The organism is Corynebacterium sp. HMSC06G04 (assembly GCF_001807365.1).
Taxonomy (GTDB): domain Bacteria; phylum Actinomycetota; class Actinomycetes; order Mycobacteriales; family Mycobacteriaceae; genus Corynebacterium; species Corynebacterium simulans.
In genome coordinates this window covers 130,761-142,411 of the sequence record NZ_KV788618.1, presented here as the reverse complement: position 1 = coordinate 142,411, position 11,651 = coordinate 130,761, and the positions used below count along the sequence as shown (strand labels likewise).

The 11,651-nt window shown below is 61.3% G+C and carries 12 protein-coding genes; all 12 read right to left on the bottom strand.

What is annotated here, in order from left to right:
• Positions 1-23: 23 nt before the first annotated feature.
• The 12 genes from HMPREF3158_RS08510 to obgE all read right to left on the bottom strand — a co-directional run bounded on the left by HMPREF3158_RS08510 (position 24) and on the right by obgE (position 11,616).
• Complete coding sequence (locus HMPREF3158_RS08510) at positions 24-875, bottom strand: DegV family protein (protein WP_061924065.1); 852 nt, start codon at positions 873-875, stop codon at positions 24-26.
• Entirely contained in the window at positions 875-1,549 is a 675-nt protein-coding gene (locus HMPREF3158_RS08505; protein WP_061924068.1) for a histidine phosphatase family protein, read from the bottom strand. The genes HMPREF3158_RS08510 and HMPREF3158_RS08505 overlap by 1 nt, the downstream gene beginning before the upstream one ends.
• Before the next feature lie 3 nt (positions 1,550-1,552).
• The gene (gene rsfS / locus HMPREF3158_RS08500; RefSeq protein ID WP_061924072.1) at positions 1,553-2,023 is read right to left on the bottom strand and encodes a ribosome silencing factor; all 471 of its coding nucleotides are present in this window, start codon (positions 2,021-2,023) and stop codon (positions 1,553-1,555) included.
• 109 nt (positions 2,024-2,132) lie between these two features.
• On the bottom strand, positions 2,133-2,750 hold the full coding sequence (gene nadD / locus HMPREF3158_RS08495; RefSeq protein ID WP_061924075.1) for a nicotinate-nucleotide adenylyltransferase: 618 nt from the start codon (positions 2,748-2,750) through the stop codon (positions 2,133-2,135).
• Between the two features lie 81 nt (positions 2,751-2,831).
• A complete protein-coding gene (locus HMPREF3158_RS08490) occupies positions 2,832-4,112 on the bottom strand; it encodes a glutamate-5-semialdehyde dehydrogenase (protein ID WP_070498062.1) in 1,281 nt (426 codons plus the stop codon).
• Complete coding sequence (locus HMPREF3158_RS08485; protein WP_070433010.1) at positions 4,090-4,842, bottom strand: ABC transporter ATP-binding protein; 753 nt, start codon at positions 4,840-4,842, stop codon at positions 4,090-4,092. Before HMPREF3158_RS08485 ends, HMPREF3158_RS08490 begins: the two co-directional genes overlap by 23 nt.
• Positions 4,836-5,936 carry a FecCD family ABC transporter permease gene (locus tag HMPREF3158_RS08480; protein WP_082787681.1) on the bottom strand — a complete coding sequence of 367 codons (1,101 nt, stop codon included), beginning with the start codon at positions 5,934-5,936 and terminating at the stop codon, positions 4,836-4,838. The genes HMPREF3158_RS08485 and HMPREF3158_RS08480 overlap by 7 nt, the downstream gene beginning before the upstream one ends.
• A 3-nt stretch (positions 5,937-5,939) precedes the next feature.
• Positions 5,940-7,151: an ABC transporter substrate-binding protein gene (locus HMPREF3158_RS08475; RefSeq protein ID WP_062037854.1), complete on the bottom strand. Its 1,212-nt coding sequence runs from the start codon at positions 7,149-7,151 to the stop codon at positions 5,940-5,942.
• 248 nt (positions 7,152-7,399) lie between these two features.
• Positions 7,400-7,906 carry a DUF1707 SHOCT-like domain-containing protein gene (locus HMPREF3158_RS08470; RefSeq protein WP_062037851.1) on the bottom strand — a complete coding sequence of 169 codons (507 nt, stop codon included), beginning with the start codon at positions 7,904-7,906 and terminating at the stop codon, positions 7,400-7,402.
• An 11-nt stretch (positions 7,907-7,917) separates the two neighbouring features.
• Positions 7,918-8,823, bottom strand: coding sequence for a D-isomer specific 2-hydroxyacid dehydrogenase family protein (locus HMPREF3158_RS08465; protein WP_062037848.1), 906 nt, complete (start codon positions 8,821-8,823; stop codon positions 7,918-7,920).
• A gap of 34 nt (positions 8,824-8,857) precedes the next feature.
• Positions 8,858-10,078 (bottom strand): glutamate 5-kinase, encoded by a 1,221-nt coding sequence (gene proB / locus HMPREF3158_RS08460; protein ID WP_062037845.1) that lies wholly within the window; start codon positions 10,076-10,078, stop codon positions 8,858-8,860.
• A gap of 14 nt (positions 10,079-10,092) precedes the next feature.
• Positions 10,093-11,616: a GTPase ObgE gene (gene obgE, locus HMPREF3158_RS08455; protein ID WP_061924098.1), complete on the bottom strand. Its 1,524-nt coding sequence runs from the start codon at positions 11,614-11,616 to the stop codon at positions 10,093-10,095.
• Positions 11,617-11,651 lie beyond the last annotated feature (35 nt).

Genomic DNA, 11,651 nt, shown 5'->3' with positions numbered 1-11,651 from the left:
CTCGACGCTAAAAGGCGGCGCAGTTAATGCGCTAGAGGCAATTTAAAAACCTGTGGATAACTTGTTGTACGTGTCAACGATTCAGGAGGTTCCTTGCTAAAGACCACCGATACGCCGATGGCGCCTGGGCCGGCATGCACGGCGAGCACCTCGGTGAGTTCTTCGACCATGAAGGAAGAGCCCTTCGGCAGGGCCTTCTCGAGCAGTTCGAGCAGGCGCTCGGCGGACTCCTCGGCGTCGTTGTGCTGCAATGCCACGAAGACGGGCTCGCCATCGGCGCGGGAGGCGATGAGATCGACCAGCTTGGTAAAAGCCTTAGTCTGGGTACGGGTCTTGCCCACGAGCTCCAGCTTGCCGCTCACGATGGACATGATGGGCTTGGTGGCCAGAAGTGCAGTGGAGAGCATCGCGGTGGTGGTAGAAAGACGGCCGGAGCGGCGCAGTTCCTCCGTGGAGTTGAGGTAAACCCAGGTGCGGCCGCGCTTGATCGTATCCAGCGCCGCCTCGTAGCACTCCTCAAGCGAGGCGCCATCGCGTGCCAAGGTCGCCGCAGACATCGCCGCGGCACCAATCACCATGCCCGCCGAGCCGGACTCGACCACCTTGACGGTATCGGGAAACACGCCCGAAGCCGTCACCGCGGCAGACCAAGTGGAAGAAAGTTCCTTAGACAGATGGATGGCCACAATGCCGTCGTCGGTGGAGCGTTCCATTTCGCGACCATATGCGGCCGCCAGCTCCAGCGCAGTAAGACCCGAGGTAGATTGCTCGCCGGCTGCGTCCATGACGTGCAAATCGATTACTCGAATCTGCAGGTTTTTCACGATGTCTGGCGGCAGCCCCGCGGCGGAATCAGTGACGATGCGGACGGCCACTAGTTACCTGCTCCCATGTTCCAGCCGTCGAAGTACCACTTGGCGCCCTCCACGTTATCCGCAGTGAACTCGAGGGAGGCCTGCGGATTCGCTGGGTCAAAGTCCGGGCGGGCGGTCAGCTGGGACCAGTGGGTGTTCTTCAGGCCCGAAAGGATGGAGTACTGCTCGTGGCGCAGGCCCAAAAGGTGGCAGGTCAGCGCTGCAATCGCACCGCCGTGCCCCACCACCAACACGGTGCCCTCGGCCCACGGTTCCGGGTCACGCATCAGCTCGTCAATGACGGGACGCGCACGCTTGGCGACGTCCACCCGCGACTCGCCCTCCGGCGGCGCCCAGGTGGGATCGTGACGCCAGATGGCGCGGGCGCCGGGGTAATCGCGATCTACTTCCGCCGAGGACATCCCCTGCCACTTGCCCAGGTGCGTCTCGCGCAGGCGGGCGTCGACAGTAGGCTCCAGGCCCAAACGCTCACCAATGACGCCGGCGGTGGCGCGGGCACGGGAAAGATCCGAGCACACGATCGCGGAAATCCCTTGCTCCGCAAGCAGGCCTGCCGCCTGCTTGGCCTGTGCAAGTCCCAGCTCGGACAGCTCCGTGTCCAGGTGGCCCTGCATGCGGCCAGTGGCGTTATAAGTGGTCTGACCGTGGCGGATCAGAAGCAGGCGGCGCGACAAGGTTTAGTACTCCTCGTCCTCTTCCGGCTCCGGCTGAGCCAGTGGGATCTCATCGATGGACTCAACTTCGCGCAGGTTAACCTCGTCGGACCACTCGCCCGGACGCTCCGGGGTCTCGATGCCCTCGATCTCCAGGATCGGGCAATCGTGGTAGAGGCGGTCGAGGCCATAGAACTCGCGCTGATCGTTGCGCTGGACGTGGATAACGATGTGACCGTAATCCAGCAGTACCCAGCGGTTTTCGCGGTTGCCTTCGCGGCGCTTTGGCTCGTGGCCAAGCTTGGTCAGCTCGTCTTCGATTTCCTCCACGATGGAGGCCACCTGGCGCTCGGTCTCGGCGGATGCCAGCACGAAGATCTCGGTGATAGCAAGCACGTCAGAGACGTCGATAGCCACGATGTTCGTGGCCAGCTTCTCGTCAGCAGCGTGCGCCGCGGTTTCAGCCATCTTGCGGGCTACATCAGTAACGGACATGTGCTTTCCTTCAAATATCTTCCAAATATCTTCGAATACTTTTTAGTTCTGCCAGTTTCGCACGTAAGAGGTGCGTTTGGCTATTTCCGTGAATTCTTTTTCCCAAATTCTATAAAGGCTTATCAGGATTAGGCCCATAAAGATTGTTCTTAGCGATGTATTGGACAACCCCATCCGGCACGAGATACCACACCGGCTCGCCTTCCCCGGCGCGCTTGCGGCAATCGGTGGAAGAAATGGCCATGGCGGGAATTTCGATGAGTTCGATCCCGGTTTGGGATTCCAGCGGCAGCATATCCTTGCTGAGTTCGTAGCCGGGGCGGGTGACGCCGACGAAGTTGGCCATCTCTAGCATGACCTCCCAATCGTGCCAGCTCATGATCGAAGCCAGGGAATCGGCGCCGGTGATGAAGTAGAGCTCGGCATCGGGGAAAAGCTCGCGCAGGTCACGCAGGGTATCGATGGTGTAGGTGGGGCCCTCGCGGTCGATGTCGACGCGGGAGACGGTAAAGCGCGGATTCGAGGCGGTTGCCACCATGGTCATCAGGTAGCGATGCTCGGCTGCGGTGACGTCGCGCCCCGCCTTCTGCCACGGCTGGCCGGTGGGCACGAAGACCACTTGGTCCAGTTGGAAGCGGTAGGCCACCTCACTGGCGGCCACGAGGTGGCCATTGTGGATGGGGTCGAAAGTGCCGCCCATGATTCCAATGCGCTGTGGACTAGTCATGAGTGGAGATTATACGTGCACCTTCTGCCCATCCGCGGGCGTGGGCGCCTGGGTGAAAAGAGATAAAGATAGAGGCATATTTTAAGGTCGAGTTTGACCGCTGCCCTGCAGGATCCACTTTGTGGAGGTCAGCTCCGGCAAAGCCATCGGGCCGCGGGCATGCAGCTTCTGGGTAGAGATACCGATCTCCGCGCCCATGCCATAAACCTCGCCGTCGGTAAAGGCGGTGGAGGCATTGAGCATGACGGCGGCGGCATCGACCTCGTTGGCGAACTTAAGCAGAACATCGGCGTCCTGAGCGGCGATGCCCTCAGTGTGGCCGGTGGTGTACTCGGCGATATGCGCGATGGCGCCAGCGACGCCGTCAACTACCTTGGCGCAGATGTCGTTGCTCAGGAACTCCTCGCGCCATTCCTCGTCGGTTGCTTCCACGGCATTGGCCACGCCGAATTGCTCGAGCTCAGCGACCTCGCCATGGATGACCACGCCCGCCTCCTGAAGGGAGGTGATGACGCGGAGTTTCGCGGCGTCGGCAAGCGCGGCGTCCAGCAGCACGCACTCGGTGGAGTTACAAACCGAAGGGCGGCGGGTCTTGCCGTTTATAACCATGGCGATGGCCTTGTCGAGGTCGGCGCTGGCATCGATGTAGAAGTGGCAGTTGCCGGTGCCGGTCTCAATGGCGGGGACGGGAGCGCCCTCCACCACCGCATTGATGAGGCGAGCAGAACCGCGGGGAATCACGACGTCGACAAGCCCGCGCGCCGTGATGAGATCCTGCACCGAATCGTGGCTCTCGCACGGCAGGAGCTGCACGCCCTCGCGCGGAAGGTCGAAGTGCGCCAGGGTGTCCTGGAGGATCTCCACGAGCTGCTCGTTGGAGTTGCGTGCGGACTTAGATCCGCGCAGCAGCGGAACGTTGCCAGACTTGAGCGCAAGGCCAAAGGCATCCACCGTGACATTCGGGCGGGCCTCATAAACCATGCCCATGACGCCGAGCGGCACGCGCACCTGCTTCATCTGGATGCCGTTGTCCATGGTGTGGCCCCGCAGTACCTCCCCTACTGGGTCCTGCAGGGCGGCGACCTGGCGCAGGCCGCCGGCGATACCTTCGACGCGCGCGGCGTCGAGCGAGAGCCTATCGATTAAAGAATCATTCATCCCGGCCGCGCGGCCAGCGGCGACGTCGCGCTCATTGGCCTCGAGGATCTCAGGGGTGCGGGCCACCAGGTTTTCAGCAGCGCGCAGAAGAATCTCGTTCTTGCGTGGGGTGGAAAGCTGCGCGAACTGCGGCGCAACTTTCTTCGCCTGACGCGCCAGTTTTAGTACTTGGTCTCGTTCTTCATCTCGAGTGAGTTGGCTCATGAGGCTCAAGCTTACCGAAGCTAGCCTCGACAGGACAGACCATGGGCACGCCCTCGTCGTCGATGACTCGAGCGCGGATGCCATAGACCTCACCCAGCAGCTCGGTGTTCAGCACCTCTGCGGGCGTTCCATGGGCACGCACACGGCCGCCGTGAAGAACCACGAGCTCATCGCAATAGCGCGCGGCCAGGTTGAGATCGTGGATAGCCACCAACGCCACCGCCCCGCGGGAGACCTCCTTGCGCAAGGTATCCAGCAGATGCACCTGGTGGCGCAGGTCGAGCGCGGAGGTTGGCTCATCCAGCAGCATGAGATCCGGTTCGCGGGCCAGCATCTGCGCCACGGCGACGAGCTGGCGCTGGCCGCCGGAAAGCTGGTGGACGTAGCGGTGTGCGAGATGCACGATGCCGAGCTTTTCGAGTGCCTGCACCGCCGATTCCAAGGCATTAACTGAGCCACGCTTAGCGGAGATGACCACCGATTCAAAGGCGGTCAGCGAGGCGCTGGTCAAAAGATCCTGCGGCACGTAACCCACGTTGGCGCCACCAGTATCGCAGGTGCCCGAAGTTAGCTTCTGAATGCCGGCGATGGCCTTGACCAAGGTGGACTTGCCCGCCGCGTTGGGGCCGATGAGTCCGACGATGGTGCCGGGTTCAGGCTCGGGCAAGTCAACTCCTTTGAGCACCTCCCGCTTGCCAAAGTTCACGCATGCCTGTTCTACTTTCAGCACTTGATCCTCCTCTTGGTGAAGATGAGCAGCACGAAGAAAGGAACACCAACGAGCGCCGTGATGATGCCGATGGGTACGGCAACGCCGGGGATGATGGTGATGGATACCGCGTGTGCTCCCGCCAGCAGCATCGCGCCCGCCGCCATGGAGGCTGGAGCGAAGAAACGCTGATCCTCGCCCACCAATAGGCGCGCCACGTGTGGGCCAACCAAGCCAATGAAGCCGATGATGCCGGCGAAGGCCACGGCGCTAGCGGCCAGCAAGGAGGCCACGACGAGGGTTAGAACGCGCAGTTTTTGCACGTTGATGCCAAGGGCCGCCGCACGCTCGTCGCCAAGGCGCAGCGCCGTGAGCTTCCACGCGTTGAGCATGGTGAAAGGAATGGCAACCAGCAAGGTGGCCGCGATGATCAGGTTGGACACCCAATTCGCACGCTGCAGGGAGCCCATGGTCCAAAAGACAATCTGCTGCAGGGCTTCAGTCGAGGCGCTGTATTGCATCAGCGAAAGCAGTGCCTGGAACAAGAAAACGAGGGCGATACCCAGCAGAATCATTGACTCCGCACTAGCGCCGCGCCACACCGCCGCACCCGCGACGATGGCCACGGCCACAAGAGCCGACAGCCAAGCGACGGCCGCGAGATTGAACTGCGGATTTCCCAGCACGGTCCAGCCCAGCACGATGGAGGCCGCGCCGCCAAAAGCCGCGGCGGCGGAAATACCCAAGGTGAAAGGCTCGGCCAAAGGGTTATCCAGAATGGTCTGCATATGCGCGCCGGATAGCGCCAGTGCGGCGCCGATGAGCACGGCCATAACCGACGCCGGCAGGCGCAGGTTCCACAGGACCGTCCGGGTGGTCTCATCCACCTGGCCCGGTGAGAAAATGCCACGCAGCATCTCCATCGGGGAAAGGTGAATCGGGCCGACCACCGTGGCAATGACGAAGGCTACGAAGGCAGCCAGCACCAGTGCACCGATGATGAGTACCTTGCGGAAGTTATTGCTGCGGTACTCGGCAATTACCTGGTGGGTGTCGGTTTTGGTTTCGGCTTTCTGGTCAGTCTGCAAACTCTCAGAAGAGGTCAAAAGTGCCATTTTTTAGTGCTTGTGTGTGTTCTTGGTAGTGAAGAAAACGCCGCTGTAGTCGATGGGCAGCCACTTGTTGTGGAATTCGGCGAAGTCCTTTTCTGGGTCTAAGTCCTTGAAGGTTTCTGGGTGCATCCACACAGCAAACTGCTCCAAGGCGAAGATGTTAAAAGGCGAATCGTAGAACTGGTGGTAGACAGCGTGGAAGTTGCCTTCCTTTGGGGCCTCAAGCTGCTCGAAGCCCGGGGTCTTTAGCAGGCCTTCGAGGGTCTCCTGCGCCTTTTCTTCCTTGGCCGCGTAACCCATCTCCACGTGCGGCAGGACCTCCGGCTTTTCCGGGTCCTTGGCCCATGCGCCGCCAGTGGCGATGATGTGCTCCGGCTGCTCAGCAAGCACCTTTTCTGCGGTAAGGTCTCCAGACTCTGTGTCCAGCAGGCTATCGCCCAAGTTCTCGCCGCCGGCGGCATTAACCAGGTCACCTAGGTTAGAGTCCTTGACCGTGGAGCAGCAATCCTTCAGGCCCGCCGCGCGCCAGACCAGGGTGCGCGGCTTGTCCCCGGCCTTTTCCGCGCGGGACTTAATGTCATCAACCTTGCTGGTATAGAACTTATTGAACTCTGCGGCCTTGTCCTCGTGACCGAAGAGCTGGCCGAAGACCTCCATGGACTTCGGGGTGTTTTCTAGCGGCTTCTGGCGGAAGTCGGTGAAGACGTACTTCAGGCCGGCCTGGTCCATCTTGTCCAGGAAGCCGGTCTTTTCCGCACCCTCCTTGTGGTCCAGCGTCATGACCACGACGTCTGGCTTTTGCGCGAGCAGGTTTTCCACGGTGACGTCGCCCTTGGCGATGTTGCCGATGGTCGGCAGATCCTTGTACGCCGCATTGGTTTCGGCGAACTTGGACTCGAAGCTCGGAGCCGCCTCATGCAGGTCCTTGCCCAGAGCCACGACGTGCTCGAGCGGATCCTCGCGGTTGAGAATCGAGGTGGCGAAGAGCCCGCGGCCCTCGCCCAGAAGGATACGCTCAGGCTGCTTGTCGAAGGTGACCTCGCGGCCGGCGACGTCAGTGATGGTCACAGCAGTGTCCCCCGCGGCGCCGGTAGAGCCGGTGGACGCGGAGGTGTCTTCGTTGCTGCTGCACGCGCTCAACGCAGTCGCGGATGCGAGCATGGCCAGGGTGGCTGCCGCAATGCGGACGGAGTACTTGGGCACGTTGAAATGGGTCATGAAAGAAAGTCCTTTGCTCACGAACAATAGCCAAGTTAACTTAGGCTTGACTAAATCGAACTAGGATGAGCTTACAATCCGGAACGTGCCCGCGAAAGTGATCCCCCCGGGTTTTATTTAGGTCACTTTAAAGCTGAATAACATCCTCTTAAAGAAACTCACCCCCCAACAGCATGGTTATCCGCGCTGGATGTCACGCGTGGGTATAGCTCAAGCGCGCAGCCACTCCCCCCCGCAGACCCCGCGGACTACTGCCCCAGCTCCTTGCGGCGCTCGGCTGCCAGACGTAGGCGCTCGGCCCGGTCTTTGTCATCCTTCTTTTTCAATTCCTCATAAAGTTTTTCGTCGTCGTCGGAGAGCTTGACCGCCTCCCTGACACCCCACGAGGCGATACCTGCAATCGGGAAGACAAGCCAGAAATAGTCCCAGTCGAAGACGAAAAGCCCCAGGAAGAAGAGGATCATCGTCGCTGACCAAATGACGGCATCGATTCGGTGGACTAACCCTCCGCGGCGCTGCAGCCGGTCGAGCTCGGCCTGCGCTTCCGATTCCTTGAACGGGACGACCTCTGCAATTGGATTGTCAGGAAGGTCCTCAAAGAGGGAAGCGATCTCGCCGCGGGTACGCGCAACAGCCGCCTTTCCTGTGCGGTCTTCGAACTCGTTGATGTCGATGAGACCGTTAGCGAAGTGGGTGCTGAGGAGGTCTAGCGCATTGTGGCGTTCCGCGTCTCCCACGCGAATGTCTTTGTTCATGCTTTTACACTTTAATATCCAGCGTTCGGATCCACACGGGTAGGAATTTCCTCGCCAGCCTCAAAGGCTGCGGCCACCTTTGCGGTGTGTGCTCCCAAGTGGCGGCGCACCGAGTTACGGGTATTAGCAATGTGCGGTGTAATGACCACACGTTGGTCCTTCCACAGCGGGTGATCATCCGGGAGCGGCTCCGGATCAGTGACGTCGAGCGCTGCGCCGGCAATCTCGCCAGAGTCCAGCGCTGCCAAAAGATCCTCGGTACTGATGAGTGGGCCACGGCCCACATTGACCACCACCGCATGATTCGGCATTTGGGCAAACACGTCTTTGTTGACCATGTGGTGGGTCTGCGGGGTAAGCGGCGCGATGAGCACAAAGTAGTCGGCCTCAGACCAGACCTTGTCCACCTCGGAGATGGGATAGGTCTCATCCGCGCCTGGAACCGCGTTGCCGGACCGGTTTACGGCGATGATGCGCGGGCCAAAGCCAGAGAGCATCGTGATGAGCCGCTTGCCGATGCCGCCGGCGCCGATGATCGCCACAGTCTTGTCCTCGTGTAGGTAGGACTTGTGATCCTGCACCTCCTCGTAGTTGGAGAAGGTGTCGTTGACATAGCGATGGGCATGCAGCTGCGCAAGCAGCAGCGCGATGGTAGATTCCGCCACGGTGTTATCGAATACGCCAGCGGCGTTGGACCAGATTACGTCGGTCTCCTTCATGACGTCGAGCAGATGGTCTACGCCTGCAGACGGAATCTGCACGAACTTGATGTTCTCCGGCAGTGGCAACGGGAAGTCCGAGCCGTCGCCGTTGTAGATGAGGAAGTCGGCATCGGAAAGCTCCGCGAGCTCATGGCCAGCTCCCCGCAAGGTCTCGATGGATTCTTCCCATTGTTCCGGCAACATGGCGTATTTCATGGTCTTTTCCTGGGGTTTCTCTGGCCTCTAGTGTCTAGATTCGGGAGGCGTAGTTCGACAGGTAGTCGGCGTGGACAACGCTGCGGCGCTGGTATTCCGGCAGCTCCTCCATCTGCTTGCCCAGGATGCCCCGCAGCTCCGCGGAATCAAAACGTACTTCGCCGCGGCCGATGACCTCACCTTCCGGGCCCATGATGTCGATGATTTCCCCACGGGAGAATTCACCGATGGCCTCCGTGATGCCAACCGCCAGGAGCGAATTGCCTCCCTTGGTGACCGCCTGCATGGCGCCAGCGTCCAGGCGCACCGCCCCACCGGTATCGGCGCAGTAGAGCGCCCAGAACTTCCAGGCAGACAACTTGCGCTCCTCGCGGGTGTGGAAGACGGTGCCCACGGAGGCATCGGCAAGAGCAGGGCCAATGTTATCCGTCGACGTCAGCAGCACCGGGATTCCGCCGCGGGTGGCCAGGCGCGCGGCCGAGACCTTCGTGGCCATACCACCGGTGCCGACGTTGCCGGACTCACCGGCCTCGACCCCTTTCAGGTCTTTGCCCGTGCGCACCTCATCGATGAAGCGGGCGTCCGGCTCCGCCGGGTTTTTGTCATAGAGGCCATCGACATCAGAGAACAGGAACAGCGCGTCCGCGCCCATCAGGTTGGCCACCAAGGCGGAGAGCCGGTCATTATCCCCGAAGTGCATCTCCGAGGTCGCCACCGTGTCATTCTCATTGACGATGGGAATGGTGCGCAGCTGGCGCAGCCGGTCGATGGTGCGCTGCGCGTTGCGGGCGCGGTCCCGGTGCCCCGTATCCGAGGCGGTGAGCAGCACCTGGCCCACCGTGCGGTCATAGCGGGCGAAAGACCGGCCCCACTCGTACGCCAGATGCACCTGGCCCACAGACGCCGCGGCCTGCTTGGTGGCCAGATCAGTCGGCCGGCGATTAAGCCCCAGCGGGCCCATGCCAGCGGCCACCGCACCGGAGGAGACCAGGATGACATCGGAGATGCCCATGCGGGCGTGCACCGCGTCCACAATGTGGTCGATGCGCTCCTGGGAGACCAGGAAGTCCTCATCCGTCAGCGACGAAGAACCAATCTTGATGACTACGCGCTTGGCGTGCGCGATGCGCTGGCGCAGCGGCGAATCAAAGCCGGACGCCGTGGGATTTTCATGCAACGGGTCCGGAAAGGGGGTGTCAACCGTGGGCCCGGAATAAGGTTTTTGGGTTAGCGGAAAATCTTGTTGCGAAGACATGGCCGCCCATTGTACTAGCCCTGCCAGCGGTCCCGGTTCGCCTGCTCGCGGGTGACCTTCTCGTCATCGCCAAAGTCATACTCGTCGATGAGGCCACGGCGAGCCTGCGAAGCGCGCTTACGCTCAGCGGCGGAAACACGCTCGGTGCCGCCGAGGCGACCGTCGAAGCCGCGGCCGGCATCCGTGGCACGGCCGCCAGTCATCGGCTCCCACTCGAAGGTGATGCCGCCGATGGTCACCGGACAGCCCTCAACAGCGCCCTGCTTGAACAGCTCATCTTCCACACCGGCCTTGGCCAAGCGGTCAGCGAGGTAGCCGATGGCTTCATCATTTTCGAAGTCGGTTTGCACAATCCAGCGCTCGATCTTGTCGCCCTCCACCACGAAGGCACCGGCAAGCTCGGGATCAGGGCGCACGGTGAAGTCAGCGTGGGAGCCGGACTTACGCTCGCCACGTGGGCGGATGATGGTGTGGTTCTTATCCGCCTTGACCTTCGGCTGTGTGCGACGGTGCTCCTTGACCATCTCAAGCAGCTTGTACTTGAGCGGATCGAGGCCCTTGCGTGCCACCGCAGAAATAATGAAGACGGGCCAACCGTACTTCTCCTCCAGCTCGGGTTTGACGAACTCGGCCAGTTCTTCCGCCTCCCGAATATCCGCCTTGTTCAAGATAATGATGCGTGGGCGCTGCCGCAGATCGCCCAAGCCGGTGTCCTGGTCCAGCAGTTCTTGGTACTTTGCGAGCTCCTCCTCGAGCGCCTCAATATCGGAAAGCGGGTCGCGGCCCGGCTCCAAGGAGGCAACGTCAACGACGTGAGCGAGCACCGCAGTGCGTTCGATGTGGCGCAGGAAGTCCAATCCGAGGCCCTTGCCGTCAGCAGCGCCCGGGATAAGGCCCGGAACGTCGGCCATGGTGAAAGATTCAAAGCCCATGTCCACCACGCCGAGATTCGGCTGCAGGGTGGTAAACGGATAATCACCAATCTTTGGCTTGGCCGCAGAAAGCACGGAAATTAGGGAAGACTTGCCGGCCGATGGGAAACCGACGAGGCCGACATCCGCCATGGATTTAAGCTCCAACACCAGATCACGGGCCTCGCCCGGCTCGCCTTGAAGCGCAAAGCCTGGTGCCTTGCGGGCAGCAGAAGCTAGCGCAGCATTACCAAGGCCGCCAAAGCCGCCTTCAGCGGCTACAAAACGGGTGCCAGGAATCGTGAGATCCGCCAGCATCTCGCCGTCTTCGGAGTAGACCACGGTGCCGGCCGGGACCTCGAGGATGAGATCCTCGCCGCGGGCGCCATTGCGCCAGTCACCAGCACCGTTGTTACCTCGGCCGGACTTCAGGTGCGGACGGTAGTGGAAGTCCATCAAGGTATGCACCTGGGTGGAAACCTCTAGCAGGATGTCTCCTCCGTGGCCGCCATTGCCGCCGTCTGGACCGCCCAGCGGCTTAAACTTTTCACGGTGCACCGAAGAGCATCCGTGGCCTCCGTCGCCGGCCTGCAGGTGAAGAACGACGCGGTCAATAAAACGTGCCATGAAGTTGGTTTCCTCGCACTAACGCTAAGTAGCTG

What these genes read in the sequence shown, in the direction of transcription:
- rsfS (WP_061924072.1), bottom strand. Translation starts at nt 2,023, where the DNA reads ATGTCCGTTACTGATGTAGCCCGCAAGATGGCTGAAACCGCGGCGCAC.
- nadD (WP_061924075.1), bottom strand. Translation starts at nt 2,750, where the DNA reads ATGACTAGTCCACAGCGCATTGGAATCATGGGCGGCACTTTCGACCCC.
- HMPREF3158_RS08490 (WP_070498062.1), bottom strand. Translation starts at nt 4,112, where the DNA reads ATGAGCCAACTCACTCGAGATGAAGAACGAGACCAAGTACTAAAACTG.
- HMPREF3158_RS08480 (WP_082787681.1), bottom strand. Translation starts at nt 5,936, where the DNA reads ATGGCACTTTTGACCTCTTCTGAGAGTTTGCAGACTGACCAGAAAGCC.
- HMPREF3158_RS08475 (WP_062037854.1), bottom strand. Translation starts at nt 7,151, where the DNA reads ATGACCCATTTCAACGTGCCCAAGTACTCCGTCCGCATTGCGGCAGCC.
- HMPREF3158_RS08470 (WP_062037851.1), bottom strand. Translation starts at nt 7,906, where the DNA reads ATGAACAAAGACATTCGCGTGGGAGACGCGGAACGCCACAATGCGCTA.
- HMPREF3158_RS08465 (WP_062037848.1), bottom strand. Translation starts at nt 8,823, where the DNA reads ATGAAATACGCCATGTTGCCGGAACAATGGGAAGAATCCATCGAGACC.
- proB (WP_062037845.1), bottom strand. Translation starts at nt 10,078, where the DNA reads ATGTCTTCGCAACAAGATTTTCCGCTAACCCAAAAACCTTATTCCGGG.
- obgE (WP_061924098.1), bottom strand. Translation starts at nt 11,616, where the DNA reads ATGGCACGTTTTATTGACCGCGTCGTTCTTCACCTGCAGGCCGGCGAC.